The 26,768-nt window shown below is 64.4% G+C and carries 20 protein-coding genes and 4 pseudogenes; 17 read left to right on the plus strand and 7 right to left on the minus strand.

Annotated elements, in window-relative coordinates:
* Positions 1–182: 182 nt before the first annotated feature.
* The 5 genes and pseudogenes from sucC (at position 183) to brnQ (ending at position 5,984) form a co-directional block, all read left to right on the plus strand.
* A complete protein-coding gene (sucC, locus tag LPB260_RS15685) occupies positions 183–1,349 on the plus strand; it encodes an ADP-forming succinate--CoA ligase subunit beta (protein ID WP_208706747.1) in 1,167 nt (388 codons plus the stop codon).
* Entirely contained in the window at positions 1,349–2,236 is an 888-nt protein-coding gene (sucD, locus tag LPB260_RS15690) for a succinate--CoA ligase subunit alpha (protein WP_208706748.1), read from the plus strand. Before sucC ends, sucD begins: the two co-directional genes overlap by 1 nt.
* A gap of 191 nt (positions 2,237–2,427) precedes the next feature.
* Positions 2,428–3,534 (plus strand): annotated as a pseudogene (locus tag LPB260_RS29385) (HAMP domain-containing protein); the annotation flags it as partial.
* Between the two features lie 261 nt (positions 3,535–3,795).
* Positions 3,796–4,389 (plus strand): annotated as a pseudogene (locus tag LPB260_RS29390) (methyl-accepting chemotaxis protein); the annotation flags it as partial.
* Between the two features lie 281 nt (positions 4,390–4,670).
* Positions 4,671–5,984: a branched-chain amino acid transport system II carrier protein gene (gene brnQ / locus LPB260_RS15700; RefSeq protein WP_208706750.1), complete on the plus strand. Its 1,314-nt coding sequence runs from the start codon at positions 4,671–4,673 to the stop codon at positions 5,982–5,984.
* Between the two features lie 91 nt (positions 5,985–6,075).
* Here the strand turns inward: brnQ and LPB260_RS29395 are convergent, their stop codons facing one another.
* Both LPB260_RS29395 and LPB260_RS29400 read right to left on the minus strand, forming a co-directional pair.
* Positions 6,076–6,954 carry a methyl-accepting chemotaxis protein gene (locus tag LPB260_RS29395; RefSeq protein ID WP_371926154.1) on the minus strand — a complete coding sequence of 293 codons (879 nt, stop codon included), beginning with the start codon at positions 6,952–6,954 and terminating at the stop codon, positions 6,076–6,078.
* Positions 6,946–7,920: pseudogene (locus tag LPB260_RS29400) on the minus strand (HAMP domain-containing protein); the annotation flags it as partial. The pseudogene LPB260_RS29400 and the gene LPB260_RS29395, both read right to left, overlap by 9 nt.
* A 182-nt stretch (positions 7,921–8,102) precedes the next feature.
* Between LPB260_RS29400 and LPB260_RS15710 the strand changes: the two are divergent.
* Positions 8,103–8,839, plus strand: a pseudogene (locus LPB260_RS15710) (DUF599 domain-containing protein).
* Entirely contained in the window at positions 8,836–9,225 is a 390-nt protein-coding gene (locus tag LPB260_RS15715; RefSeq protein ID WP_208706753.1) for an MAPEG family protein, read from the plus strand. The pseudogene LPB260_RS15710 and the gene LPB260_RS15715 overlap by 4 nt, the downstream one beginning before the upstream one ends.
* Positions 9,226–9,287: 62 nt before the next feature.
* On the opposite strand, the gene LPB260_RS15720 is transcribed toward LPB260_RS15715, so the two are convergent.
* Positions 9,288–9,557, minus strand: coding sequence for a hypothetical protein (locus LPB260_RS15720; protein ID WP_208706754.1), 270 nt, complete (start codon positions 9,555–9,557; stop codon positions 9,288–9,290).
* Between the two features lie 281 nt (positions 9,558–9,838).
* On the opposite strand from LPB260_RS15720, the gene LPB260_RS15725 reads away from it, so the two are divergent.
* The 3 genes from LPB260_RS15725 to LPB260_RS15735 all read left to right on the plus strand — a co-directional run bounded on the left by LPB260_RS15725 (position 9,839) and on the right by LPB260_RS15735 (position 13,987).
* Positions 9,839–11,095, plus strand: coding sequence for an MFS transporter (locus tag LPB260_RS15725; protein ID WP_208706755.1), 1,257 nt, complete (start codon positions 9,839–9,841; stop codon positions 11,093–11,095).
* A gap of 99 nt (positions 11,096–11,194) precedes the next feature.
* The gene (gene htpG / locus LPB260_RS15730) at positions 11,195–13,099 is read left to right on the plus strand and encodes a molecular chaperone HtpG (protein ID WP_208706756.1); all 1,905 of its coding nucleotides are present in this window, start codon (positions 11,195–11,197) and stop codon (positions 13,097–13,099) included.
* A 102-nt stretch (positions 13,100–13,201) separates the two neighbouring features.
* Positions 13,202–13,987, plus strand: a complete 786-nt coding sequence (locus tag LPB260_RS15735) for a dienelactone hydrolase family protein (protein WP_208706757.1) — start codon at positions 13,202–13,204, stop codon at positions 13,985–13,987.
* 57 nt (positions 13,988–14,044) lie between these two features.
* Here the strand turns inward: LPB260_RS15735 and LPB260_RS15740 are convergent, their stop codons facing one another.
* Complete coding sequence (locus LPB260_RS15740) at positions 14,045–14,905, minus strand: pirin family protein (protein WP_208706758.1); 861 nt, start codon at positions 14,903–14,905, stop codon at positions 14,045–14,047.
* 223 nt (positions 14,906–15,128) lie between these two features.
* Here LPB260_RS15740 and LPB260_RS15745 point away from each other — a divergent pair, with 223 nt between their 5' ends.
* From LPB260_RS15745 to LPB260_RS15755, 3 genes are all read left to right on the plus strand, one after another.
* A complete protein-coding gene (locus LPB260_RS15745) occupies positions 15,129–16,151 on the plus strand; it encodes an amidohydrolase family protein (RefSeq protein WP_208706759.1) in 1,023 nt (340 codons plus the stop codon).
* Positions 16,152–16,216: 65 nt separating this feature from the next.
* On the plus strand, positions 16,217–16,681 hold the full coding sequence (locus LPB260_RS15750) for a DUF3859 domain-containing protein (protein ID WP_208706760.1): 465 nt from the start codon (positions 16,217–16,219) through the stop codon (positions 16,679–16,681).
* 372 nt (positions 16,682–17,053) lie between these two features.
* Entirely contained in the window at positions 17,054–18,679 is a 1,626-nt protein-coding gene (locus tag LPB260_RS15755; RefSeq protein ID WP_208706761.1) for a methyl-accepting chemotaxis protein, read from the plus strand.
* Between the two features lie 63 nt (positions 18,680–18,742).
* Here the strand turns inward: LPB260_RS15755 and fabB are convergent, their stop codons facing one another.
* From fabB to LPB260_RS15770, 3 genes are all read right to left on the minus strand, one after another.
* Complete coding sequence (fabB, locus tag LPB260_RS15760) at positions 18,743–19,963, minus strand: beta-ketoacyl-ACP synthase I (RefSeq protein WP_208706762.1); 1,221 nt, start codon at positions 19,961–19,963, stop codon at positions 18,743–18,745.
* 12 nt (positions 19,964–19,975) lie between these two features.
* Positions 19,976–20,491 (minus strand): 3-hydroxyacyl-[acyl-carrier-protein] dehydratase FabA, encoded by a 516-nt coding sequence (gene fabA, locus LPB260_RS15765; protein ID WP_208706763.1) that lies wholly within the window; start codon positions 20,489–20,491, stop codon positions 19,976–19,978.
* A gap of 205 nt (positions 20,492–20,696) precedes the next feature.
* On the minus strand, positions 20,697–22,625 hold the full coding sequence (locus LPB260_RS15770; protein WP_208706764.1) for an ATP-binding protein: 1,929 nt from the start codon (positions 22,623–22,625) through the stop codon (positions 20,697–20,699).
* A gap of 401 nt (positions 22,626–23,026) precedes the next feature.
* Between LPB260_RS15770 and LPB260_RS15775 the strand changes: the two genes are divergently transcribed.
* The 4 genes from LPB260_RS15775 to LPB260_RS15790 all read left to right on the plus strand — a co-directional run bounded on the left by LPB260_RS15775 (position 23,027) and on the right by LPB260_RS15790 (position 26,676).
* A complete protein-coding gene (locus LPB260_RS15775; protein ID WP_208706765.1) occupies positions 23,027–24,049 on the plus strand; it encodes an NAD(P)H-dependent glycerol-3-phosphate dehydrogenase in 1,023 nt (340 codons plus the stop codon).
* A 25-nt stretch (positions 24,050–24,074) separates the two neighbouring features.
* The gene (locus LPB260_RS15780) at positions 24,075–24,422 is read left to right on the plus strand and encodes a DUF4389 domain-containing protein (RefSeq protein WP_208706766.1); all 348 of its coding nucleotides are present in this window, start codon (positions 24,075–24,077) and stop codon (positions 24,420–24,422) included.
* Positions 24,423–24,432: 10 nt separating this feature from the next.
* Entirely contained in the window at positions 24,433–24,897 is a 465-nt protein-coding gene (gene sixA, locus LPB260_RS15785; RefSeq protein ID WP_208706767.1) for a phosphohistidine phosphatase SixA, read from the plus strand.
* Between the two features lie 111 nt (positions 24,898–25,008).
* Positions 25,009–26,676 carry an AMP-binding protein gene (locus LPB260_RS15790; protein WP_208706768.1) on the plus strand — a complete coding sequence of 556 codons (1,668 nt, stop codon included), beginning with the start codon at positions 25,009–25,011 and terminating at the stop codon, positions 26,674–26,676.
* The last annotated feature ends 92 nt before the right edge of the window (positions 26,677–26,768 follow it).

Consider the following 26,768-nt stretch of genomic DNA (forward strand, 5'->3'; position numbering starts at 1 on the left):
CTCAAGGGTGGGCAGTCGACGCCGGCGACAGCAGGACAATAAGAACCACGGCGATCTGCCCGCGTCGGCCCAGGTTTGGCGCGGAACGTACGTCGGACTGCTCTCGATGGCAGTCACAGGTGGCGCGGCACCATAAGTGCAGCGCCGAATGCGCAATACCCAAACGAAGACGGTAGACAAGCATGAATCTCCATGAGTATCAGGGTAAGCAGCTGTTCGCTGAATACGGCCTGCCCGTATCCAAGGGCTTCGCCGTAGACACCCCGGAAGAAGCGGCAGCAGCCTGCGAGAAAATTGGTGGCAGTGAGTGGGTCGTTAAGGCTCAAGTGCATGCCGGTGGCCGCGGTAAAGCGGGCGGCGTGAAGCTGGTCAAGAGCAAGGAAGACGCCAAGGCCTTCGCCGCCAACTGGCTGGGCAAGCGCCTGGTGACCTACCAGACTGACGCCAACGGTCAGCCGGTCAGCAAGATCCTGGTCGAGTCCTGCACCGACATCGCCAAGGAACTATACCTGGGCGCGGTCGTCGATCGCTCCAGCCGTCGTATCGTGTTCATGGCTTCCACCGAAGGCGGCGTGGACATCGAGAAAGTGGCCCACGACACCCCTGAGAAGATCCTCAAGGCCACCATCGACCCGCTGGTCGGCGCTCAGCCGTTCCAGGGCCGCGAGCTGGCCTTCCAGCTGGGCCTGCAGGGCGACCAGATCAAGCAGTTCACCCACATCTTCGTTGGCCTGGCCAAGCTGTTCCAGGACTACGACCTGGCCCTGCTGGAAGTCAACCCGCTGGTGATCAAGGCCGATGGCAACCTGCATTGCCTGGACGCCAAGATCAACATCGACAGCAACGCCATGTACCGTCAGCCGAAGCTGCGCGCCATGCACGATCCGTCCCAGGACGATCCGCGTGAAGCCCACGCCGCCAAGTTCGAACTGAACTACGTGGCCCTGGAAGGCAACATCGGTTGCATGGTCAACGGCGCTGGCCTGGCCATGGGCACCATGGACATCGTCAACCTGCACGGCGGTCAGCCGGCCAACTTCCTCGACGTAGGCGGCGGCGCGACCAAAGAGCGCGTGACCGAAGCGTTCAAGATCATCCTCTCCGACGACAACGTCAAAGCTGTTCTGGTGAACATCTTCGGCGGCATCGTGCGCTGCGACATGATTGCCGAAGGCATCATCGGTGCAGTCAAAGAAGTCGGCGTCAAGATCCCGGTAGTGGTTCGCCTCGAAGGCAACAACGCCGAGCTGGGCGCCAAGGTCCTGGCGGAAAGTGGCCTGAACATCATCGCGGCAACCAGCCTGACCGACGCTGCTCAGCAAGTCGTCAAAGCTGCGGAGGGCAAGTAATGAGCGTCCTGATCAATAAAGACACCAAAGTAATCTGCCAGGGCTTCACTGGTTCGCAGGGTACTTTCCACTCCGAACAGGCCATCGCCTACGGCACCCAGATGGTTGGCGGCGTGACTCCGGGCAAGGGCGGCACCACCCACCTCGGCCTGCCGGTGTTCAACACCGTCAAGGAAGCGGTCGCCCAGACTGGCGCCACCGCCAGCGTGATCTACGTACCGGCTCCGTTCTGCAAGGACTCGATCCTCGAAGCGGCCATGGGCGGCATCAAGCTGATCGTCTGCATCACCGAAGGCATCGCGACCATCGACATGCTGGAAGCCAAGGTCAAGTGCGACGAACTGGGCGTGGTCCTGATCGGCCCGAACTGCCCAGGCGTGATCACTCCGGGCGAGTGCAAGATCGGCATCATGCCGGGTCACATCCACCTGCCGGGCAAGGTCGGTATCGTCTCGCGTTCCGGCACCCTGACCTATGAAGCCGTGAAGCAGACCACCGACGCCGGCTTCGGCCAGTCGACCTGCGTGGGCATCGGTGGCGACCCGATCCCGGGCTCGAACTTCATCGATATCCTCAAGCTGTTCCAGGAAGACCCGAAGACCGAAGCGATCGTGATGATCGGTGAAATCGGCGGTTCGGCCGAGGAAGAAGCCGCGGCCTTCATCAAGGCCAACGTGACCAAGCCGGTGGTGTCCTACATCGCTGGTGTTACCGCTCCGGCGGGCAAGCGCATGGGCCACGCCGGTGCGATCATCTCCGGCGGCAAGGGCACTGCGGACGAGAAGTTCGCCGCCCTGCAGGACGCGGGTGTGAAGACCGTGCGTTCGCTGGCCGATATCGGCAAGGCCCTGGCCGAGCTGACCGGTTGGGAAGTCAAGAAGGCCTGAGGCTGACTTGATCGACAAAAGGCCACCTTCGGGTGGCCTTTTGTTTTTTAGGCTCCTGCAGGTCGTTCTGCAGAAATCCGCCAGGCGGCAGGCGCTATAGACTCAAGCGATGGGCTACTGCAGCCGATAAGCCGCATAGGCGCGGATGTGGCGCCCATGGCCCTACTCCTGTCGCCTGAGGATGCCTGCTTATGCGTTGGTTTGCCGATCTGCGGATTGCCTACAAGATGGCCATAGTGCCGGCCGTGCTCTGCATCTTGCTGGTTGTGCTCGGCGTCGTTTCGTCGCTGTCGCTGCGCAGCATTGCCGATCGGGTCGGGGTGGTCACCCGCGACCTGGGGCCAAGCATGGACCAGGTGGCTCAGGTCACCGACAGCATGGCGCGCCTGCAACTGGCGCTGAGCCAATATGCCCGCAGCGGCGAGGCAAGCGCCGCACAGCAGTTCAACCAGCTCGATGCGCACCTCGCGCAGGCTCTGCAGCACGCCGGCGAGCGTCTGCAGGACCCGGCGCAGAGCCAATTGCTGGCGCAGATCGAAAGCCTGCGCGAGCAGTACAGCCGGTTGTTTCGTGAGCAACTGGTTCCCCTCAGCCAGCAGCGTCAGGCCCTGGTCAGCGGCGAGCTGAGTCAGCATGGGCCGGCGATCGAGAAGGTCCTGTCGGCGGTACTCGCCGATGCCCAGATGAGCTTCAATCTGGATGCAGTGTTCTATTCCAGCGCCGGCATGCGCAACCTGCTGCTCGGTAGCCAGTACCTGTACCAGTTCCTCCAGGAGAATCAGGCCGAGCAGGCCAAGGCCTTCGCCCGCGAGCTGGCCAATGCGCAGAGCATGATTGGGGTGCTGCGTGACCGCGGCGGCAGCGAGCGCCTGACCGCGCAGTTGAATCAGGCCCTGGCCAGCCTGGAGCTGTACAAGGCCGCCGCCGGCAAGGTCGTCGAGCTGATCGATGCGCGCAACGCGACCCTGGCGCAGATGGACCGTATCGACCCGCAGATCGCCGACCTGGCCAAGCGCTTGCAACAAAGCCTGATGGATGCCATGCAGCAAGCGGGTAGCGCCGCCGACAGCACCGTGTCGCAGGTCAGCCGCCTGCTCTGGGTGGTGGTACTGGCGGCGGTGATGTTCGGGGTGCTGGTGGCCTACGGCGTGGCATCCGCTTTGCTGCGCACGCTGCGCCAGATCAACCTGATGCTGCAGGATATGGCGGAAGGCGAGGGCGACCTGACCAAGCGCCTGCCCGTCCTCGGCAGGGATGACCTCGGTCAGCTGGCTGTCAGCTTCAATACCTTCGTCGAGAAGATTCGCGCTACCGTGGCCGAGGTCGCCCAGGCTGCCCGTACCCTGGAGGGCGCCGGCGAGGATCTGCAGGTAGCGGCGCAGCGGGCCCATCAGAACGTCGAGCTGCAGCGTCTGGAGAGTGCCCAGGTGGCCTCGGCCATGACCGAGATGGCCGCAAGCGCCCAGCAGATGGCGCACAGCGCCGCTCACGGGCAACGGTTGTCGGATGAAGCGCGTCGCGCCGCCGACGAGGGACTCGACCGGGTGCAGGGCAATCGGCAGGCCATGCACAGCCTGACGGACAAGGTCGGGCGGTTGGCCGAGGTGATCGAGGCGCTGAGCACCGACAGTGAGCGGATCGGCTCGGTGCTCGCGGTGATTCGCGCCATTGCCGAACAGACCAATCTGCTGGCCCTCAACGCCGCCATCGAGGCCGCGCGGGCCGGTGATCAGGGCCGCGGCTTCGCCGTGGTCGCCGACGAGGTGCGCAGCCTGGCGCAGCGCACCCAGGTCTCCACCGAAGAGATTCAGGTCATCATCCAGTCCCTGCAGAGTCGCAGCCAGTCGTCCATCGAGATGATGGGGGAGAGCCGACATGCGGTCGACCTGGCCCGCGACAGTGTCGAACAGGCCAGCACTTCGCTGCAGCGTATCACCGGGGCCGTGGACACCATCGACCAGAATATCCAGCAGATGGCCGAGGCGGCGACCGAGCAGGCCAGCGTGGCGGAGCAGGTGGGCGCAGGCGTGGTGCGTACCAACGGCATCAGCGAGGATACCCATGCCACGGTGGAGCAGACCCGCGCGGCGGCGCAGAGCATTCGCACGCTGGAGAATCGACTGAGCCGCCTGATCGAGCAGTTCCAGACCTGATCCCCCCAGCGCTGGCAACGCTGCTCGCTGGCAGGGTGCTTGCTCTTGGCGCACCCAAGACCAAAGCCTTATAGGAATGCGACATTGGCTTGCGACGGATCGACTTCGCGATCGGCGTCGGTCGCGTGCCCGTGGCCGTTGCATTAGGGTGCGCCGCCCCCCGGCCTCACAAGGGCCGGGTGGCGCGTCACAGCCCACGTCGACCAGACAGGCATCCTTCCCTTCACCACGGGGAACCTTTGCACCCCCTCAAGAATTCCTGCTTTGGTATTGCTTCTTCCATGAATGCGTTGAAAACACCCGATATTCTCGCTCTCGGCTTCATGACCTTTGCGCTGTTCCTCGGCGCGGGCAACATCATCTTCCCGCCCAGCGCCGGCATGGCCGCGGGAGAGAATCTCCACTCGGCCGCCCTCGGCTTTCTCCTCACCGCTGTGGGCTTGCCACTGCTGACCATCGTGGCCCTGGCCCGGGTCGGTGGGGGCATGGCCGAGCTGACGGCACCGTTGGGCCGCCGCGCCGGCGCCTGCTTCGCCGTTGCCGTGTACCTGGCCATTGGCCCGCTGTTCGCCACGCCACGCACCGCCGTGGTGTCGTTCGAAATGGGCGTAGCCCCGTTCACCGGTAACGACGGCACGCCGCTGCTGCTTTACACCCTGGCGTACTTCGCCGCCGTGCTGTTCCTCGCGCTGAACCCCGGACGCCTGGTGGACCGCATCGGCAAGTTCATCACCCCGGTACTGCTGGCGGGGCTGTTGGTGCTCGGCGGGGCGGCGCTCTTCGCCCCGGCCGGCGCTGTGGGGGAAACGACCGAGGCCTACCAGGCCGCGCCCTTCGTCCAGGGTTTCCTGCAGGGTTACCTGACCATGGATACCCTCGGCGCCCTGGTCTTCGGTATCGTCATCGCCATGGCGATCCGTGACCGCGGCGTGAGCGAGCGCGGGCTGATCACCCGCTACTCGGTGATCGCCGGCCTGATTGCCGCCCTGGGGCTGTCGCTGGTTTACCTGGCTCTGTTCTACCTCGGTGCGACCAGCCAGGGCATCGCCGGCGAGGCGCAGAACGGCGTGCAGATACTCACGGCCTACGTGCAGCACACATTCGGAACCACCGGCAGTCTGTTGCTCGCGCTGGTTATCACCCTGGCGTGCCTGACCACGGCGGTCGGTCTGCTGGCGGCCTGTGGCGAGTTCTTCAGCGAGCTGCTGCCGGTTTCCTACCGTGTGGTCGTGGTGACCTTCGGGCTGTTCAGCCTGGTGGTGGCCAACCAGGGGCTGACCCAGCTGATCAGCGTCTCGGTGCCGGTGCTGGTCGGTCTCTACCCGCTGGCCATCGTCCTGGTCGCCCTGAGCCTGCTCGATAGCCTGTGGTTGTCGTCGCGGCGGGTCTTCGTTCCGGTCATGTCGGTGACCCTGGTACTGGGTCTGTTCGACGGTATCGCCGCGGCAGGCTTCAAGCAGTGGGTGCCGGCGCTGATCGGCGAGCTGCCATTGGCCGAGCACGGGCTGGGCTGGCTGGTTCCAGTCCTCGTGACGCTGTTGCTGGTCACAGTGCTCGACCGCACGCTGGGGGCGCCACAGCGCGTCCCGGCCTGAGGCCAGGCGCCGATCTGTCGCGGGCCGCTTGCGGACCTGGGTAGGAATGAAAGACCCGGCCACTGCGCCGGGTCTGCCAAGTCGTCCCCCGTCAGCGGCCGCTTCCCCCGAGGTTGAAGTGGCGGACCTGCTGGCTCAGTTGTTCGGCGAGTTGCGCCAGGCTCTGGCTGGCTTCGGTGACCTGGGTCGAGCCTTCGGCATTGCCGCTGGCCAGGTCGCGGATCATCTGCACGCGCTGGCTGATGTCCTGGGCCACCGCAGCCTGCTGCTCGGCTGCGCTGGCGATCTGTACGGCCATTTCGTTGATCTCGCGATTGGCATCGCTGATGGTTTCCAGGGCATCTCCGGCCGCTAGTACCCGATTCGCCCCGGATTCGGCCTGCCCCTGGCTCTGGCTCATCGCCCCCGCCGCCTTCTGGGCACCGAGCTGTAGGCGTTCGATCATTTCCTGGATCTCCATGGTGGAGTCCTGGGTGCGCTTGGCCAGCGAGCGCACCTCGTCGGCGACCACGGCGAAGCCGCGGCCCTGATCGCCGGCCCGCGCCGCCTCAATGGCGGCATTGAGGGCGAGCAGGTTGGTCTGATCGGCGATGCTGCGAATCACATCGAGGATGCTACCGATGTCCGCCGTGTCCTGCGCCAGCGCCTGCACGGCCGCCGCCGCGGCGCCGATATCCCGGGACAGGGTCTGGCTCGACTCGACCATCTGCCCGACCAGTTGATGGCCGACATTGGCCGCCTGATCGGCGCGCTTCGCCGCTTCCGCGGTCTGGCTCGAGTGCCGGGCGACTTCCTGCACCGTGGCCGCCATCTCGGTCATGGCGGCGGCCACTTCGATGGTGTGCAGTTCCTGCTGCTTGAGGTTGTGCTGGGTCGAGGCGGTGGTGCTGGTCAGCTGCGAGGCGGACACGCTGAGCTGGCTGCTTGAGCTCAGTACATTGCTGACGATCTCCCGTAGTTTGCTCACCATCTGCCCGAACGAATGCGACAGAACGCCGAACTCTCCGCCGCCTTGGCCTTCGAGGTCGGTACCCAGCTCGCCGGCGGCGACTTTGCGGGCTTCGTCGCTCAGGCGCTGCAGGGCCGCGCCGACCTTGCGCCGTATCGCCAGGATGCCGACTGCGGAGATCAGGATCAGCAGGGCAACGACCAGGCTGACGGCCATCATGTAGCGCTCGCTGATATCACTGTACTTCGCCACGGCATCGCCGGTGCGGCGGTCGAGCAGGGCGTAGAAGGCATCGACCGGCTGCATGATCTTGGCCTTTTCCCGGTGATAGTCCGGGTCGTGCATCAGCCGACTGGCCAGTGCCAGATCGGGCTCACCTTGCCGCGTGAAGCCGCCCTGGCCATCGGCGAAGCGGCCCTTCACCGCGTTCATCGCTTGCGTCTCGATCAGTACCAGGGTGTCCGAATTGGCCTGGGCTTCTTCCAGCTTGTCCAGTTCGGCCTCGGTGAAACCCTGGCGCTGCATCAGCTCGAGCAACGGAACCCGCTGGCCATCTGGCCTCGGCGCGGGCTGGCCGGCGGCGATGAAGTCCCAGTACAGGCGCTCGTATTGCTGCGGGCGGGGCAGTTTGCCGTTGCGAATGTCCAGCACCTGCCAGTACTGCCGTTCGTAGGCCGGATCGCCGCTTACCGCATAGGTACGCGCCAGGCGGGTAAGGTCATCGGAACTCTGCCTCAGCTCGTCCGCCAGCAGGTAGGACTGATAGCGGTTGGCCTGGCTCGCGGTGAGTCGCGCCTGATTGCTGATCATCAGGTACACCAGAATCGCCAGCAGACCTGTGCAGAGGATGATGGCGGAGAAAATAAGGGAAAACAGGCGCTGTACGGACATGACGGCTCTCCTTAGCAGTCGAGGACTTGGACTTCCTGTCAGAGCGAGGCTGATATCGCTGGACGAAGCGGGGCTGGTCGCGGAATAAAAGCGCATCTCGCCAGTTCAACGACCCTTAGAGACTTGTTCAGGAATGGAGACTTTGCAAACCGTGCCGCACATTTCTGCCGTGCTCGACGGCCTGGGAGTGCCGTTGCAGAGACCTTACTTCGAAATAAGCATAAAGAGGCGATACTAATATTGGCTGGCTATAATCGCGGTTCCAAGTGGGGGACTTAATGAGCATTATCGATAACAACGCCTGGCAGCAGTTCCTGGCGATCATCTGGTTTTTGCTGTGCTGGGGGGCTACACCCGTTATGCCCAGGCCAAAGGGCTGACCACACCCTGCCTGGCGAGCGTCCTGCACCTGTACCGGGAGGACTGGATGCGCCGTATGTTGCTACGCGACAACCGCATCGCCGATGCCAATGTGATCGGCAATCTGGAGCGCAATGCCTCGTTCTTCGCTTCCAGCACCCTGATCATTCTCGCCGGCATTCTGACTGTACTCGGTGCGTCCGACCGCGCGGTTTCGCTGCTTGCCGATCTGCCTTTCGTACAAACGCCCAGCCGGGAGATGTCCGAGGTCAAGTTGCTGTGCCTGGCCGTGGTGTTCGTCTATGCCTTCTTCACCTTCAGCTGGTGCATGCGTCAGTACAACTTCGGCGCGGTGTTGGTGGGCTCGGCACCGATGGTCGGCGAGCGTCACGTCACCGAGCAGGAGCGCAACGCCTTCGCCGTGCGCACTGCGCGGGTGATTTCGATGGCAGCGAACCAGTTCAACCAGGGACTGCGCGCCTATTACTTCGGCATGGCGATCCTCGCCTGGTTCATCAACCCCTGGTTCTTCATGCTGGTGACCGGCGGGGTAGTAGTGGTGCTGTATCGTCGGGAGTTTCACTCTGACGTGCTGGAGGTGATGGTCTACACACAGACGCCGACACTCGAGTCGGCCAAGGAGAAAAGTGAATGAGTTTGCCCTTCTGGTGCGTCTTCATCAGTGCGCTGCTGATCTTCCTGGCCAAGGCGCCCGTCGCCAGGGCCATGCAGCAGGAGAGCGGCACCTATGACAACCGCCACCCACGCAGCCAGCAGGCGCGCCTCAAGGGATTCGGCGCGCGCGCCCTGGCCGCGCACCTGAACAGCTTCGAGGCGTTTCCGCTGTTTGCCGTCGGTGTGCTCATGGCCCATGTCACCGGCAGCCACGGCGTTCTGGTCGATGGCCTGGCGGTGACCTTCGTGGTCGCGCGGGTCCTGTACCTGCTGTGCTACTGGGCCGATCTTCACTGGCAGCGCAGCGTGGTATGGGCGGTGGGACTGCTCTGCAGCCTGATGCTGATGCTGACCCCGGCACTTTGAGGCCACCAGCACGAAAAAGGCCCGCAGATAGCGGGCCTTTGCGTGGCGTCACGGCGAACGGCTTACTGGCCGTCGACCGCTTCCTTGGCGGCTTCGCCTGCCTCCTTCATCGCCTCGGCGGCATCATCGGCGGCTTCCTCGATTTTCTCGCCGGTGGTTGGCTCGGTACCCATGATTTCGTCGGCCTTCTGTTCGGCCGCCTCGCTCATGGACTCGGCCGCGTCGGACAACGACTCCTTGGCGCTCTCCATCTTGCTTTCGGGGCTGTCCTCGCAGGCGGCGAGGGCGAGGGCGGCAGCGAGCAGCAGGGCGTAAGTAAAGGTCTTCTGCACGGTCGGTACTCCTTGTGGTGTTCGTGGTTGCAGGATTCAGCCTGGCATGGGCTGTTTGAACAACTGAACGCCAGCAAAGTTCCCCGGGGCGGCGGCAGGGTCCCACTCTTGCCTCGAGCGGCCCGGCTGCTTGGCACGCCATTAGGCGAAAATCATCGACTTCTCGATGGATTAGTCGAGTGTCGAGCATTATCGTGACGCCTATGTTTTCCGCCGGCCAGAGCGGGTGCGCTTCGTCACCCCCGTCGGCTGCGACTGCCCAGTAATCTAAGGACGTTTGAATGGATGCGTTGCTGATCCTCGGTGGCCTCTTGTTGATCCTGGCCGGCCTGGTCTGGCTGGTGATGCGCGCCTTCGGCACTAGCCTGCTGTGGGGCTGCGCCGCCTTGTTGCCGCCGCTGACCCTGTTGTTCGTGCTGCGCCATTGGCGACGCGCGCGCCAAGCCCTGGGCCTCAGCGCCCTGGGGTTCATTCCGCTGGTGGTCGGCCTGACGCTGCTCGCCAGTCAGGACAGTGAACGCATGGCGGCCATTCTCAGTCTGCGCTGGCTGGAGTCCGAGTCACGCCCCGCAAGCGAACTCAGTATCGAGCTGAATGGCGTGCTGAACGGTCAGCCATTCGCACCCCAGCACGGCGAACTGATCGATGGCGTGCTCAGGCTTCGCGAGGGCCAGGACTTTTTCGCCCACCGCGAGTTGTCGATTCGCCTGGTGCAGCGGGTTGGGGATGGGCTGCGCGTCGATGTGTTGCCCACGGACGAAGGTGTGTTGCCCGAGGTCGAACTCAGCTGGCTGCTGCCGGAGCAGGAGCTGCCCGAGGCCCGTCGCCTGAACCGTGGCTACAGCCTGCATCTGGACCTGCAACCGCAGCCGCCGAACAAGCTGGTCGGCGACTTCCACCTGGTACTGCCGGCGCGTTTCAAGACCACGCTGAGCGGCAAGGTAGAACTGTTCAGCGATGGCCTGCGTTACCGCGATGGCAAGGTCGACCGCCAAGTGGATTCCAGCGACACCCTGGCCTTCGTCATCGAGGACTATCTGCAGCGGCGCTTCGCCACTCGCCAGGTGCAGTTGCAGCCGCTGCCGCCCCAGGTATTGCCGGCGCAGAGCCTGGAACTGACGGTCGAGGCACGCATCGATGGCCAGGAGCAGCGTCTGCCCATCCTGTTGAGAAAAACCGATGTGCGCGGCTGGGCGGTGCAGGCGGATCAGTTTCCGCCTCTGCCGGAAGTGGCCCGCGAGCCGACCGACCTTCAGGCCAGTGCGCCTGCGGCGGCGCCTCAGCCCGAGAAGAAGGTCAGTCGCCCGCTGGATCGCCGCCTGCGCTTCAGCCTCGAGGGTTTGCTGCGCAGCCCCAGTCGCTACCAGAACCTGGCGATGCGCGTGGCCACCGAGCGTGGCAACACGGCAGAAGGGCGCTTCCAGGGCATCGATCAGCAGGGGCGCATCGTCCTGCAGCAGCGTCTCGGTGGCACCGGCCAGGCCAGTTTCCGCCTGCGCCCGGAGGAGGTCAGCCGTATCGAATTGCTCGAACCCTGATCGAGCAATCGGCTAAACACTTGAAATCCAAGTCGAAGCCCCCATCTGCATGACATCCGCCGCGCTGCGGCTTAGTCATCAATGTGGAGTTAGACGACCATGAGTGTGGAAACTCAAAAAGAAACCCTGGGCTTCCAGACCGAGGTGAAGCAACTGCTTCACCTGATGATCCATTCGCTGTATTCGAACAAGGAGATCTTCCTGCGTGAGCTGATCTCCAATGCGTCGGATGCGGTCGACAAGCTGCGGTTCGAGGCGCTGGCCAAGCCGGAGCTGCTCGAGGGCGGCGCCGAACTGAAGATCCGCGTCAGCTTCGACAAGGACGCCAGGACCGTCACCCTGGAAGACAACGGCATCGGCATGAGCCGCGACGAGGCGGTGACCCACCTCGGCACCATCGCCAAGTCCGGCACCTCCGACTTTCTGAAGAACCTGTCCGGTGACCAGAAGAAGGATTCGCACCTGATCGGCCAGTTCGGCGTCGGCTTCTACTCGGCCTTCATCGTCGCCGACAAGGTCGAGGTATTCACCCGTCGCGCCGGCCTGTCGGCCGCCGAAGGGGTGCACTGGGAATCCCATGGCGAGGGCGAGTTCAGCGTCGCCAGCATCGACAAGGCCGAGCGCGGCACCCGTATCGTCCTGCACCTGAAGAAGGGCGAGGAAGAGTTCGCCGACGGCTGGCGCCTGCGCAACATCATCAAGAAGTATTCCGACCACATCGCCCTGCCGATCGAGCTGCCGAAGGAGTTCCACGGCGAGGAGAAGGACAAGCCGGCCGAGCCTGAGTGGGAAACCGTCAACCGTGCCAGCGCCCTGTGGACCCGTCCGCGCACCGAGGTCAAGGATGAGGAATACCAGGAGTTCTACAAGCACGTCGCCCACGATTTCGAGAACCCGCTGTCCTGGAGCCACAACAAGGTCGAGGGCAAGCTGGAGTACACCTCGCTGCTCTACGTGCCGGGCCGTGCACCCTTCGACCTGTACCAGCGCGACGCCTCCAAGGGGCTCAAGCTCTACGTTCAGCGTGTGTTCATCATGGACCAGGCCGACGAGTTCCTGCCGCTGTACCTGCGCTTCATCAAGGGCGTGGTCGACTCCAATGACCTGTCGCTGAACATCTCCCGGGAGATCCTGCAGAAGGATCCGATCATCGATTCGATGAAGTCGGCGCTGACCAAACGTGTGCTGGACATGCTCGAGAAGCTGGCGAAGAACGAACCCGAGCAGTACAAGGCGTTCTGGAAGAACTTCGGCCAGGTGCTCAAGGAAGGCCCGGCGGAAGACTTCGCCAACAAGGAGAAGATCGCCGGCCTGCTGCGCTTCGCCTCCACCCATGAGGCCGGCGGCGAGCAGAGCGTATCCCTGGCCGATTACCTGGGCCGCATGAAGGAGGGCCAGGACAAGTTCTACTACCTGACCGGCGAATCCTACGCTCAGGTGAAGAACAGCCCGCACCTGGAAGTCTTCCGCAAGAAGGGTATCGAGGTGCTGCTGCTCACCGACCGCATCGACGAGTGGCTGATGAGCTACCTGACCGAGTTCGACGGCAAGCACTTCGTCGACGTGGCCCGCGGCAACCTGGACCTGGGCAAGCTGGACTCCGAAGAGGACAAGAAGGCCCAGGAAGAAGTCGCCAAGGCCAAGGAAGGACTGGTCGAGCGACTCAAGGCGGCCCTGGGCGAGCAGGTGGCCGAGGTGCGGGTGTCCCATCGCCTCACCGATTCGCCGGCGATCCTGGCGATCGGCGAGCAGGACCTGGGCCTGCAGATGCGCCAGATCCTCGAGGCCAGCGGGCAGAAGGTGCCGGAGTCCAAGCCGATCTTCGAGTTTAACCCGGGTCATCCGCTGATCGAGCGTCTGGATGCCGAGCCGGACGAGGACCGCTTCGGCGACCTCTCGCACATCCTCTTCGACCAGGCCGCGCTGGCGGCCGGCGACAGCCTGAAGGATCCGGCGGCCTATGTGCAGCGCCTGAACAAGCTGTTGGTCGAACTTTCGGCCTGACCAGCCTGCTGACGAAAGGAGCCCGCGCAAGCGGGCTTTTTTCTGGGCCGCGCTGCGCGACGCGCTACTGTTGATAGAGAGTCATGCAACAGGAGCAGGATCATGAGCAGATCACTGATGGCCCTTGGCTTGTGCGCGCTGGTGGGGGCGGTGCAGGCTGAAGTGGTGGTCAAACCGGTGCCCTACGAAATCGATGGGGTCGCCTTCGAGGGCCGCCTGGTCTATGACGATACGGTCAGCGGCACACGCCCGGGCTTGCTGATGGTGCCGGACTGGCTGGGTATGACGGCAAACTCGGAGAAACAGGCGGCGCTGGTTGCCGGCGACAAGTACGTGGTGTTCATGGCCGACATGTACGGCAAGGCGGTGCGTCCAAGCAATGCCGAGGAGGCCGGAGCCGCCGCTGGAGCGGTGCGCGCCGACCGGGCGCTGATGCGCAAGCGCGCTCAGGCGGCGCTCGAGGTTTTCAGGACCCAGGGTCGCGATACCGGGCTGGATACGGGCAGGCTGGGCGCCATCGGTTTCTGTTTCGGCGGCGGCACAGTGCTGGAACTGGCGCGCTCAGGGGCGCCGTTGCAGGGATTCGTGTCCTTCCACGGCAACCTGGATACGCCCAATCCGGCCGATGCGCAGAACATCAAGGCGCCGGTGCTGGTGCTGCACGGGGCCGAGGATCCCTCGGTGCCACCGGCCCAGGTCGGCGGCTTCATGGCCGAAATGAAGGCGGCGCAGGTCGACTGGCAACTGATCAGCTATGGCGGCGCGGTGCATTCGTTCACCAATCCCCAGGCCAACAATCCGGGGCGTAACCAATACCACCCGCAGGTAGCGGCACGGGCCTATCGCGCCATGAACGATCTGTTCGATGAGGTATTTGCCGCACCCTGAGCATGCCCGCCCTTCGCACTCTTGCTGGCCAACTGCTGGCCGCTCTCGGGGCGCTGCTCAGCCGGGCAGCTCGATGCGCGTAGTTTCCCCGGGAACCCGGGGCCAGTCGTGGTTCTTCCAGCGCTCGCGCGCGGCGTCGATCAGTGCCGGGTCGCTGGCGACGAAGTTCCAGACCATGCGCCGAGGGCCCAGTGGCGCGCCGCCAATCAGCACCAGGTGGCATTCGCTGCAGGCACTGAGGGTGAAAGGCGCGCCCTCGGGCAGCACCGCCATGCCGCGCAATGGCAGCGGCTGATCATCCAGCAGGGCTTCGCCGTCGATCAGGTAGAGTGCGCGTTCGCGGTGCTCGACCGGAATAGCCAGGCTGGCCCCGGCGGTCAGCTTCAGCTCGGCGTACAGGGTCGGCGAGCGCACCGGCACCGGCGATTCCAGGCAGAAGCCGCTGCCGGCGATCAGGCAGATATCCACCCCCAGGGCGCTGCTACGTGGCAGATGCTCGGCGATGTAATGGCCATAGCTCGCCGGCCCCTGCTCGTCGGCGCTGGGCAGCGCCAGCCACACTTGCAGACCGTGCAGGCGCGAGCCGCGCCGGCGCAGTGGCGGCGGAGTACGCTCGACGTGCGCGACCCCCTGTCCCGCATTCATCCAGCTAACCTCTCCCGGCATCACCAGCTGGTCCGAGCCGAGGCTGTCTTTGTGCTGCAGCTGCCCCTCGAGCAGGTAGGTGAGGGTGCAGAGGCCGATGTGCGGGTGTTGCCTGATGTCCAGGCCACTGCCGGCCGGATAGTCATGTTCCAGTATGTGGTCGAAGAATACGAAGGGGCCGACGCTACGGCACTGGGCCGAAGGCAGTGGGCGGAGGATCGGCTGGCCCTCGATCACCTCCTGGCGCGGGCGCAGCAGCAGCACTCGGCTCATTGCTGGGCCTCCGACATATCGCCGTGCAGCCTGTGCGGGCCGATGCCGACACGTTGCAGCTGGGTCTCTTCGTTGCTGATGCTGTTCATGCGTACTCCCGGTTCCGCAACCCCTTGGGCCTTACAGACCAGCAGCCTAGCCCATGTCGTCGGCGTCGGGATGCTGCTGAACTTGCCGGGCGCTGCGGCAGTCTATCTGCCCATAACAGGATGAGGATGCCGTATTGATCTTGCTGCGACTGACGCTCGCGCTGCTGTTGGGGGCGACCACGGCATGCGCCTTGGCCCGTGACTACCGCTACAGCGATGCACACCTGCACTACGTCGACTTCTTCCAGGAAAGCGCCGGAATGGACAAGTTGCTGGCGGCGATGGCCGCTGCCCAGGTTGAGCATGTCATGCTCGCCGGCATTCCGGTGGCGAAAAAGTGGCATGAAGACGAACCCAAGCGCCCGCGCTACTACGCCGGGGACGATGCCGGTGTGTACTGGTACAGCGCTACCGATACGCTGATTGCCCATGCCTACAAACAGTTGCCGGCTGAACAGCGCGAGCGGTTTCATCCGTTTCTGTCGGGCTTCAATCCCAACGACAAGAACGCCGATGCGCATATCCGCCGCATGCTCGAGCTGGACCCCGGCCTGTGGCAAGGCATCGGCGAGGTGTTCACCCGCCACGATGACCTTACCGCGCTGATGCAGGGCGATGTGCCGCGGGCCAACAACGAGGCGATGGCGCGGGTCTATCACCTGGCCGCCGAATACGATCTGCCGGTGTTGCTGCATGCCAACATCACTTCCAAACGCGAGCGTAACCCGCTGTATCTGGCGGAAATCGAAGAGCCGCTGCGCAACCACCCCCATGTACGTTTCATCTGGGCCCATGCCGGCACCAGCGCGGAAATTCACCGTCATCAAACCAAGCTGGATTTCCTCTTGCCGACTGTGCGGCGCATGCTGGAGGAGTACCCCAACCTGTATATCGACCTGTCTTGGAGCGTGCTCAAGCCGTACCTGCTGGATAAGCAGGGCAGGCCCGACCCCGAATGGGTGCAATTGGTCAGCCGCTATCCCGCGCGCTTCATGCTCGGCTCCGATGTGGTGGGCCGGTTCGACAGCCTGGGCGACTTTCTCCGCGGCTTCGACCCCTTTCTCGACGCCTTGCCGGAGGATGTGGCGCAGCGGGTGGCGCGCGACAACTTTCTGGCCGTGCTGCCGCGGCGAGTCAAGGCGGCAGCGCGCCGGTAGAGCCGTCATCAAGCTGTCACTCGGCTGTCATAGGCTCGCGCCATCTCGAACAAGGAGCGCGCGTTATGCAATACCCCCGATTCAGTGCACTGATCGCACTCATGCTGCTGGCAGGCTGGGTTCAGGCCGAGGTTCGCGTCGAAGGCGAGGTGGAACATGGCATCTTCGTCAGCGAGTATGAGGATTTCCAACCAGGCGAGCGGGTGCTGACTCGCCACCGGCAACCGATCGAGCGCAGCGAAGTGATACCGGCGAAGCTCGGTACCAAATTCGGCCTGCGCTACAGCCTCGCCGGCAAGACTGCAGGGGGCGCGCCATTGACCCTGTTGTATCTCACTCCTGGAGTGACGACCCCGGATGGAGCCCGCCACGACAAGTTCGTGGTGGTGCAGAAGCTGGTTCCGGAGGCCGCTCAGGACACCATGGCCTTCGAGTTCAGCGAGCCCTATGAGGTTGTCCCTGGAGAGTGGCATTTCCTGGTGTTCCAGGATGACCGCAAACTCGCCGAACAGCGATTTGTGGTGCGCTAGATACCAGGTTTATGAAAAGGCCGGCCTTTGCGTCGGCTTTTTTGTTGCTGGCATTGCTCGCTGTCCGGAAAAGCATGGTTGGTGCCATCGTTTCGCGCTCGGGAGCCGATGCTGGCGAAGCGGTAGGCAGGCGAGGGGGCGATTCGGGTCTTCTGGTTGCATCGCGGCGGATCGCCCCGGGAATTCTGGGCAGACCTACTAGACTGCACGGTTTCGGACCCCGACTACGCACGGAAATACCGATAAACGAGCGGAGCGCGGGCTTAAGGTTCTTTTCAGTGGGCCGATAAACAGCATGCGGTGGGCCAGTGCCCGCCAGGCAAGCATGATCGATCCTTGGCCCGCAGACGGCCATGCTATAGGAATACTCGAATGTCCCTGAGAAATCTCAATATCGCGCCGCGCTCTGCGCTGGGTTTCGGCTTGATTGGCCTGATTGTGCTGCTGTTGGGGGTGTTTGCCCTTGGTCAGATGTCCGCCATGCGCAAGGAAGCCAACGAGGTAGATCGAAACTGGCTGCCGAGCATTATTGCCCTGAGTGAGCTGAACCAGACCATCTTGCGTGTGCGGGTGCTGACTTACCGCCTGGCGGTGGTGACCGACAGCGGTTTGCTGCAGGAAACCCAGGCAAAGCTGGCTCAACTGCTGGACGATGTACGCACCCTGGATAACACCTTCGCCAAGTACCTGACCACGGCCGAAGAACGGGCCGCCTACCAGCGCTTCAAGGCGGAGCAGTCACAGTACCTGCAGTACCAGGGCGAAGTGGCTCGGCTGGTGTCGCAGGGCCAGCGCGAACAGGCCATGGTGGCGCTCAACGGTAATATCAACCTGCATGCCGACGGCATGACCAAGGCATTGGTCGAGCTGATGGGGATCAATCGCGACGAGGCGGGTGAAGCAGCCCAGCGCGCCGAATCGGCCTACGACCAGGCCTTCGACTGGGTGGTCATTACCATCATCGCCGCGGGCCTGCTGACTGCATTGCTGGCCACGCTGTTTACCCGCAGCATCGTCGCCCCTCTGGAACTTGCGGTCCGCGCGGCGGAGTACGTGGCTGCAGGCGATCTGACCAAGCCGATCGAGATCGAGGGAAGCGATGAGCCCGCGCGGTTGCTGCAGGCCTTGAAACGCATGCAGGGCAGCCTGCGCGACACCATTCAGCGTATCGCCGACTCCTCGAATCAACTGGCATCCGCGGCCGAAGAACTGAACGCGGTGACCGAAGACTCCACCCGTGGCCTGCACGCCCAGAGCAATGAAATCGAACAGGCCGCGACCGCGGTAAACGAAATGACCGTGGCGGTCGAGGAAGTGGCGCAGAACGCCGTGAGTACCTCCCAGGCGTCCGGCGAGTCCGACAAGACGGCCCGGCTCGGTCGCCAGCAGGTTCTGCAAACCGTCGACTCGATCAGCCAGTTGGCCGGCGATGTTACCCATACCGCCAGCCAGGTCGAACAGCTGGCAGGTAAAGTCCGGGGCATCAGCCAGGTACTGGATGTGATTCGATCGATTGCCGAGCAGACCAACCTGCTGGCGCTCAACGCGGCGATCGAGGCCGCCCGGGCGGGTGATGCCGGTCGCGGTTTCGCGGTGGTGGCCGATGAGGTGCGTGCCTTGGCCCATCGCACCCAGCAGTCGACCCAGGAGATCGAGCAGATGATCGGCGGCATTCAGCAGGGCACCGATCAGGCGGTCGATGCCATGCAGCAGAGCAATCAACGCGCGCGCTCGACCCTGGAGGTCGCTCAGTCGGCCGGCGAGGCGCTGGATCGGATTACCTCGTCGATTACCCAGATCAACGAGCGAAACCTGGTCATAGCCAGTGCCGCCGAAGAGCAGGCGCAGGTCGCGCGCGAAGTCGATCGCAACCTGGTGAACATTCGTGACCTGGCGCTGCAGACCTCAGCCGGCGCCAACCAGACCAGCGCGGCGAGCCAGGAGCTCTCGCGGCTGGCCGTCGACCTCAATGGCATGGTCGCACGCTTCACCGTATGAAGTGATGAACCATGAAAAACGGCGCCCTAGGGCGCCGTTTTCAATTGCGAGCAAGCAAGCTGCTTACTTGCCGGTCCAGCGCTTGAGCACCAGGGTGGCATTGGTGCCGCCGAAGCCGAAGCTGTTGCTCATGACGGTGTCGATCTTGGCGTTCTCCACGGTCTTGAGTTGAACCGGCAGGTCGGCGATCTCGGGATCAAGCTCCTCGATATTGGCCGAGCCGGCGATGAAGTTGCCTTCCATCATCAGCATGCAGTAGATCGCTTCCTGGACGCCGGCAGCACCCAGGGAGTGGCCGCTGAGGCTCTTGGTCGAGCTGATGGCCGGTGCCTTGTCGCCGAACACTTCACGTACGGCGCGGCTTTCCGCGACGTCGCCGACCGGAGTCGAGGTGCCGTGGGTGTTCAGGTAGTCGATCGGCGTGTCGACGGTGGCCAGGGCCTGCTGCATGCAACGTACCGCGCCTTCACCACTCGGCGCGACCATGTCGTAGCCGTCGGAGGTGGCGCCGTAGCCAACGATTTCCGCGTAGATCTTGGCGCCGCGCTTGAGCGCATGCTCCAGCTCCTCGACCACCACCATGCCGCCGCCGCCGGCGATGACGAAACCGTCACGCTTGGCGTCGTAGGCGCGAGAGGCCTTCTCCGGGCTCTCGTTGTACTGGGTGGAGAGGGCGCCCATGGCGTCGAACAGGAAGCTCTGGCTCCAGTGCTCTTCTTCGCCGCCGCCGGCGAAGACCATGTCCTGCTTGCCCAACTGGATCTGCTCCATGGCGGTGCCGATGCAATGGGCGCTGGTGGCGCAGGCCGAGGAGATCGAGTAGTTCACGCCCTTGATCTTGAAGGGGGTCGCCAGGCAGGCGGAAACGGTGCTGCCCATGGTACGCGGCACGCGATACGGGCCGACGCGCTTGACGCCCTTTTCGCGCAGGATGTCCATGGCTTCCATCTGGTTGAAGGTGGAGGCACCGCCGGAGCCGGCGACCAGGCCGACGCGCGGGTCGGAAATTTCTTCGGCGCTGAGGCCCGCGTCGGCGATGGCCTGCTGCATCGACAGGTAGGCGAATGCGGCAGCGTCGCCCATGAAGCGGTAGACCTTGCGGTCGATCAGCTCTTCCAGGTTCAGGTCGACGGAGCCGGACACCTGGCTGCGCAGGCCCTTCTCGGCGTATTCCGGATTGAAACGAATACCGCCACGGCCTGCACGCAGGTTGGCGGAGACGGTTTCTTTGTCATTGCCCAGGCAGGAAACGATGCCCAGACCGGTAATCACGACGCGACGCATGGAGAGAATCCTTTAGAAACTGTCGGTAGAGGTGAACAGGCCGACGCGCAAGCCTTCGGCACTGTAGATCTCGCGGCCATCGACACTGACGCTGCCATCGGCGATGGCCAGGATCAGCGAGCGGGTGATGGTGCGTTTGATCTGAATGTTATAGGTGACCTTCTTGGCGGTCGGCAGGACCTGGCCGAAGAACTTCACTTCGCCCGAGCCGAGGGCGCGGCCACGGCCGGGGTTGCCCTGCCAGCCGAGGAAGAAGCCGACCAGCTGCCACATGGCGTCGAGGCCCAGGCAGCCCGGCATCACCGGGTCGCCTTCGAAATGGCAACCGAAGAACCACAGGTCCGGGGTGATATCGAGCTCGGCGACGATTTCGCCCTTGCCGTACTTACCGCCCGTGTCGCTGATGTGAGTGATGCGATCGATCATCAGCATGTTCGGCGCGGGCAGTTGCGCATTACCTGGGCCGAACAGTTCGCCGCGGCTGCAGCGCAACAGATCTTCCCGGGTGAAGGCGTTTTGTTTGGTCATGCGAGCTCCTCAATAATCCCCACGCGCCAAGGCTGGGCAAGTCGTCCTGGCTGGCCGCGCACCGGTGTGCGCCTGCCAGCAGCCTAGTCATAGACTGTTGCGATGTGCGGAAAGTCACAGCGCGTCGAGTACAGTTGTACTCTGCTCCTGACTCCTTGTCACAGACGCCAAGCCTGCGCGCCGGTGACCGGGAGCCAATCGCAGTTTAACAGCCCTGGCCTGAGGCCGAAGCCTGAGCGGGCAGCCAGCGCTGCAAAATTCGCTGCAGGTCGGCCCGTTTGAAGGGTTTTGCCAGGTAATCGTCCATGCCACAGTCGAGGCATGCATCCCGGTCGCCCTGCAGGGCATTGGCGGTGAGGGCGATGATCGGCATGCTGCCGTGCCCGTCGAGCCGGCGAATCTGCCGAGTGGCTTCGTAGCCGTCCATGATCGGCAGGCGGCAGTCCATCAGAATCGCCGCGTAGCATTGTTGCTCGGCGCTGTGCACGGCCCGGGCGCCATCGCCGACCAGGTCGACCTCGTAGCCAAGGCTGCGCAGCATGGCTTCGATCACCGTCTGATTGACCGGGTTGTCCTCGACCAGCAGCACTTTCTGCCCCTGGCCATGCTGGCCCTCGAGCTCTGCGCTCGAGGTACGGGGCCGGGACTGCAGCGAGAAGGGCAGTGGCACCTCCAGAATGAAGGTCGAGCCCTGGCCCTCACGGCTTTCCGCGCGCAGGATGCCGCCCATGCGCTCGGCCAGGGTGCGCGCGATCGGCAGGCCGAGCCCGGTGCCGCCATAGCGTCGGGAAATGGAGCTGTCGGCTTGCTGGAAGGCGTCGAACATCTGTTCCAGGCGTTCTGCCGAGATGCCGATGCCACTGTCGTGCACCGCGCAGCTGAACCAGAGCACCTGGTTGTCCAGGGCCTGCCAGCGGGTTTCCAGGCGCACGCTGCCTTGTTCGGTGAACTTCAGCGCGTTGCCGATGAGGTTGACCAGGATCTGCCGGATGCGCGTCGGATCGCCCTGGACCTCGAGTTGCTCCAGTCCGTCCTGGGTATCCAGTTCGAGGCTCAGGCCGCGCTGCTGAGCGCCATGCTGGAACACCAGCGCCGAGCCCTGGATCAGTTCCAGCAGGTTGAAGGAAATGCACTCAAGCTCCAGGGCGCCGCGCTCGATGCGCGAGAAGTCGAGGATGTCGTTGATGACCTTGAGCAGGTGCTCGGTGGATTCGCTGGCCAGCGCGGCGTATTCCGCCTGTTCCCCCGTCAGCTCGGTGGTCTCCAGTAGCTGCAGCATGCCCAGCACGCCATTCATCGGGGTGCGCAGCTCATGGCTCATCATGGCCAGGAAGTCGGACTTGGCACGGTTGGCCAGCTCCGCCTCCTCGCGTGCCTTGACCAGCAGGGCCATGGCCTGCTCTTGCTCCTGGCTGGCGAGTTGCAGTTCGCCGGCCAGGTTGTTGATGTGCTGGGCCAGTACCCCCAGTTCGCCTGTCTCCAGTTCTGGCAGGCGGGTTTGATATTCGCCCGCCTGAATCGCCGTGACCGCCTTGCCCATGGCGCCCAGGGGCTTGGAAATGCGCCTCGCCAGTCGGCGCGCGAGAAGGAAGGTCAGCAGCAGGGCAAACAGCGCCAGGACCGCGGCCTTGAGCAGCAGAGCCTGCTGACGGTCATTGAGCGCATCGCCCGACATGCCCACCACGACGTAGCCGAGCTGGTTGTCGGGCAAGGTAGCCGTGAGCCCGGGGGGCTGCTGCGGGGCGGTGTCAGCCAGGCCGGCCTGTTGTAGCCGAATCGGCGCCTGGAAGACCTCCACCCGGGCGCTGGATTGCTCGAGGCCGCTGGGTTGTTCCACATAGACCAGGATGTTGTCGTCGCGGTCGCGCACCTCGAGGAAACGCACATGCGGAGTGCTGAGGGTGGCTTGCAGCAGCGTATCCAGTACCTGCAGATTGCCCGAAGCCACGCCGTACTCACTGGCTGGCGCCAGCTGATTGGCGATCAGCTGGCCGGTGTGGTTGAGCTCCAGGCGCAGGTCCTGGAGGCGCTCGAACGTAAAAAAGCCGGTCAGTAGCAGGGTCAGCAATAACGCCGGACCCACGCTGATCAATTGTGTGCGGGTATGAATGTCCCAGCCGCGACCCTTGCTCACGGGCTGTCTCCTTCAACCAATGAATGCTTAGGGCGGCGAGCTTCGGCGGCGCTTCTGGCCTGCGCGCCGGGCACTTGAGATTTCGTTGCCAGGCTGCCACTTGCCGAGCCACACCAGGCGCGCAGCCGGACGAGTCGGCTCGATCCGGCGCGCTTAGCGGCTGAATCATGCGCCCGAGGGCAGGAAACGCTTGGGAATCGGGCTGCCACGCAACGGCCTTGTTCGCGTCGAAAGTGCGCATGTTAACCGAGCTGAACGCCTTTGCCAGTCGCCTGGTGCATGTCGAACGAGATTTTTGGGGCACGGCGCATTGACCGTAAACGCGGCGAAAAGCTGGCCGGCCAACCTGTGCCCCGTATAATGCCTGCAGATTGCCACCCATGACCCACTACGGACTCGTTATGACTGAGCAGCACCCCATTGCCGTGCTCGGCGGCGGCAGCTTCGGCACCGCGCTGGCAAACCTGCTGGCGGAGAACGGCCGGCACGTCTTGCATTGGATGCGTGACCCAGAGCAGGTCGAGGCCATCCTGACCACCCGGGAGAACCCGCGTTACCTCAAAGGGGTCACGATTCACCCCGAGGTAGAGCCTCTCTGCGACCTCGCCGCGGCGCTCGGCGCCTGCCAGCTGGTCTTCGTGGCGCTGCCCTCCAGCGCCTTGCGTCAGGCCTTGCAGCCGGTGGCCGAGCAACTGGCCGGCAAGCTGTTGATCAGCACCACCAAGGGCATCGAAGCGCGCAGCTTCAAATTGATGAGCCAGATTCTCGAAGAGATCGCCCCACAGGCACGCATCGGCGTGCTGTCCGGGCCGAACCTGGCCAAGGAAGTGGCCGAGCACGCACTGACCGCGACGGTAATCGCCAGCGAGGACGAGGCGCTCTGCCAGCAGGTGCAGGCCGCCCTGCATGGCCGCACCTTCCGCGTCTACGCCAGCGGCGATCGTTTCGGCGTGGAGCTTGGCGGCGCCTTGAAGAATGTCTACGCCATCATGGCCGGCATGGCAGCGGCCCTGGGCATGGGCGAGAACACCAGGAGCATGCTGATCACCCGCGCCCTGGCGGAAATGACTCGTTTCGCCGTGCACCTGGGGGCCAACCCGATGACTTTCCTTGGCCTGGCCGGGGTGGGCGATCTGATCGTGACTTGCTCCTCGCCGAAGAGCCGCAACTACCAGGTCGGTTTCGCCCTGGGCGAAGGCCTCAGCCTGGACGATGCGGTTGAGCGCCTCGGCGAGGTGGCCGAGGGCGTCAACACGATCAAGGTGCTCAAGGCCAAGGCCGAGGAGTTGCAGGTGTACATGCCGCTGGTTGCCGGTCTGCATGCCATCCTGTTCGAGGGGCGTACGCTGGGGCAGGTGATCGAGCTGCTGATGCTGGCCGAGCCGAAGACCGACGTCGATTTCATTTCCACCACGGGCTTCTAGGCCCGCATTTCTCAGGGAGATTGCCATGAGCGAAGAGAGTAAAGAGCTGGAGCGCGAGTCCATCCTGTTGCGGATTCTCTGGATGGTGTTGTTCACCATTGTCTGGCAACTGGCCGAACTGGTGCTCGGGGCCGTGGTCCTGCTGCAGCTGGGCTACCGGCTGTTCTACGGCGCGCCGAGTGCCAGCCTGCTCGGCTTCGGCGACAGCCTCAGCCAGTATCTGGCGCAGATCGGCCGCTTCGGCACCTTCAACAGCGATGACAAGCCGTGGCCGTTCTCCGATTGGCCGACCCCGCGCGCCCCGCAGGGTGAGGCGCCGCATTCGGTGCCGCCGGCGCCACACCCGGCGCGCGACGAAGAACCGAAGCTGTGAGCGCGCGCCGATGAGGCTGTGGCTGCTGCGCCATGGCGAGGCCCAGCCCCAGGCCGCCAGCGATGCCGAGCGCGCCCTGACCGCCCGTGGCCGTGACGAGGTCACCCAGGTGGCGGTGCAGTTGCAGGCGCGCCCGCTGACGATGATCCTCGTCAGCCCATACGTGCGCGCCCAGCAGACGGCCGCCCTGGTGGTCGAAGCGCTGGCGTTCGGCGGGCCCGTACAAACGGTGCCGTGGCTGACCCCCGAAAGCGACCCTCGCGAGGTGCTGCGGCGCCTGGACAGGTACGAGAGCGGCGAACTGCTGCTGGTCAGCCATCAGCCGCTGGTCGGCGCACTGGCGGGGTTGATGATCCACGGTCATCGGCAGCAGCCGCTGGCCATGCACACCGCCAGCCTGGCCGAGCTGGACGGCGATCTGCTGGCTGCCGGAACCATGAGCCTGCTGGCGCTGGTGCACCCGCGGCACGGCTGAAGGCGCGCCGCGGCGATACATTTCTTAACTTGCGACTCCCGTTTTTGCGTGGAATAGTCCAACCAAGCAATTGCTTGGTTGGCTCCACAACAACAACGAAGGAGTGGCCCCATGGACGATGCGATCCGCTTGCCCCTCGCGCGGTTCTACCAGCGCGAGGCCCGTCATCCGCACAAGCCCTATCTGGTGCAGCCTCTGCCGGGCGGCCGGTTGCAGGAGCTGAGCTGGGCGGAGGTGGGCGAGCAGGCGCGGCGGGCCGCCAGCTGGCTGCGCAGTCGCGAGCTCGCTCAAGGCAGTCGTATCGCCATCCTCTCGAAGAACTGCGCGCACTGGATCGTCTGCGACCTGGCGATCTGGATGGCCGGGCACGTCTCGGTGCCGCTCTATCCCAATCTCACCGCCGACTCGGTGCGCCAGGTGCTGGCGCATGCCGAGGCGGCGCTGCTGTTCGTCGGCAAGCTGGACGACTGGCCGGGCATGGCGCCTGGCGTGCCGGAGGGGCTGGTCACGGTAGCGCTGCCGCTGCACGCCGAAGGCGAGTTCGCCTACCAGTGGGATGACCTGCAGCGTTGCGCGCCGATCCGTGACGACCCGCAGCCGGCAGCCGCTCGGCTCGCCACCATCATCTACACATCGGGCACCACCGGGGCGCCGAAGGGCGTGATGCACAGCTTCGGCAATCTCGGTTTCGCCGCCAGCCACGCGATCGAACTGTTCGCCGTCGGCGAGGCGGACCGGCTGCTGTCCTATCTGCCACTCAGTCATGTGGCCGAGCGCATGTTTGTCGAGCTGGCCTCTCTCTATGCCGGGCAGACGGTGTATTTCGCAGAGAGCCTGGATACCTTTCTCGTCGATATCCGGCGCGCCCGGCCCACGGTGATATTCGGTGTGCCGCGCATCTGGACCAAGTTGCAGATGGGGGTCTTCAACAGGACCTCGGCGAAACGGCTCGATCTGCTGCTGAAGCTGCCGCTGATCGGTCCTATGGTCGGCCGCAAGGTGCGCGCGGGGCTCGGGCTGGATGCGGTGCGCTACGCGCTGTCCGGCGCCGCGCCGGTGCCCGAGGCCTTGCTCGCCTGGTACCAGCGCCTGGGGCTGGAGGTCCTGGAAGTCTATGGCATGACCGAAAACTGCGGCTATTCCCATGTCTGTCGCCCCGGCTGCTACCGCGCAGGCTGGATCGGCCAGAGCAACCCCGGTGTCGAGGTGCGCGTGGCCGCGGAGGGTGAAGTGCAGGTGCGCAGCGGCGCCACCATGCAGGGCTATTACAAGGAGCCGGAGAAGACCGCCGAGGTGCTGACTGCCGACGGTTTTCTGCGCACCGGCGACAAGGGCGAGCAGGATGCGTACGGCAACCTGCGCCTGACCGGGCGGATCAAGGAGATCTTCAAGACCAGCAAGGGTAAGTACGTCGCCCCGGCGCCCATCGAGAACCGCCTGGCCGTGCACTCGCGCATCGAGCAGGTGTGCGTGGTGGGCGATGGCCTGCCCCAGCCGTTGGCCCTGTGCGTGCTCTCCGAGGCTGGCCGCCAGGAGGCGGCCAACGGCGCCAGGGGCACCCTGGAGAACAGCCTCCAGGCGCTGCTCGAGGAGGTCAATGGCAGCCTCGACCAGCATGAGCGGCTGCAGGGACTGGTGCTGGTCAAGGACGCCTGGTCCGTGGACAACGGCTTTCTCACGCCGACCTTGAAGATAAAGCGCGGCGCCGTCGAGGGCGCCTATGCGACGCAATTTGTCGAGTGGGGTGGGCGCGACGAGCGGGTAGTGTGGCAGCAGTGAGGCACACCCGGCAGGTAGCGCCGGAAGCGTCCGCAGGGTTCGTCCCGGGCGCGCTTCAGTTCCCTGTGGTGAACAATTGAGCACGCGCCGGC

The organism is Pseudomonas sp. LPB0260 (genome assembly GCF_013388395.1).

What these genes read in the sequence shown, in the direction of transcription:
- LPB260_RS15755 (WP_208706761.1), top strand. Translation starts at nt 17,054, where the DNA reads ATGTCCCTGAGAAATCTCAATATCGCGCCGCGCTCTGCGCTGGGTTTC.
- fabB (WP_208706762.1), bottom strand. Translation starts at nt 19,963, where the DNA reads ATGCGTCGCGTCGTGATTACCGGTCTGGGCATCGTTTCCTGCCTGGGC.
- LPB260_RS29395 (WP_371926154.1), bottom strand. Translation starts at nt 6,954, where the DNA reads ATGGTGAGCAAACTACGGGAGATCGTCAGCAATGTACTGAGCTCAAGC.
- sucC (WP_208706747.1), top strand. Translation starts at nt 183, where the DNA reads ATGAATCTCCATGAGTATCAGGGTAAGCAGCTGTTCGCTGAATACGGC.
- brnQ (WP_208706750.1), top strand. Translation starts at nt 4,671, where the DNA reads ATGAATGCGTTGAAAACACCCGATATTCTCGCTCTCGGCTTCATGACC.
- LPB260_RS15735 (WP_208706757.1), top strand. Translation starts at nt 13,202, where the DNA reads ATGAGCAGATCACTGATGGCCCTTGGCTTGTGCGCGCTGGTGGGGGCG.
- LPB260_RS15725 (WP_208706755.1), top strand. Translation starts at nt 9,839, where the DNA reads ATGGATGCGTTGCTGATCCTCGGTGGCCTCTTGTTGATCCTGGCCGGC.
- LPB260_RS15715 (WP_208706753.1), top strand. Translation starts at nt 8,836, where the DNA reads ATGAGTTTGCCCTTCTGGTGCGTCTTCATCAGTGCGCTGCTGATCTTC.
- LPB260_RS15780 (WP_208706766.1), top strand. Translation starts at nt 24,075, where the DNA reads ATGAGCGAAGAGAGTAAAGAGCTGGAGCGCGAGTCCATCCTGTTGCGG.
- fabA (WP_208706763.1), bottom strand. Translation starts at nt 20,491, where the DNA reads ATGACCAAACAAAACGCCTTCACCCGGGAAGATCTGTTGCGCTGCAGC.
- LPB260_RS15750 (WP_208706760.1), top strand. Translation starts at nt 16,217, where the DNA reads ATGCAATACCCCCGATTCAGTGCACTGATCGCACTCATGCTGCTGGCA.
- sixA (WP_208706767.1), top strand. Translation starts at nt 24,433, where the DNA reads ATGAGGCTGTGGCTGCTGCGCCATGGCGAGGCCCAGCCCCAGGCCGCC.
- LPB260_RS15775 (WP_208706765.1), top strand. Translation starts at nt 23,027, where the DNA reads ATGACTGAGCAGCACCCCATTGCCGTGCTCGGCGGCGGCAGCTTCGGC.
- sucD (WP_208706748.1), top strand. Translation starts at nt 1,349, where the DNA reads ATGAGCGTCCTGATCAATAAAGACACCAAAGTAATCTGCCAGGGCTTC.
- htpG (WP_208706756.1), top strand. Translation starts at nt 11,195, where the DNA reads ATGAGTGTGGAAACTCAAAAAGAAACCCTGGGCTTCCAGACCGAGGTG.
- LPB260_RS15740 (WP_208706758.1), bottom strand. Translation starts at nt 14,905, where the DNA reads ATGAGCCGAGTGCTGCTGCTGCGCCCGCGCCAGGAGGTGATCGAGGGC.
- LPB260_RS15790 (WP_208706768.1), top strand. Translation starts at nt 25,009, where the DNA reads ATGGACGATGCGATCCGCTTGCCCCTCGCGCGGTTCTACCAGCGCGAG.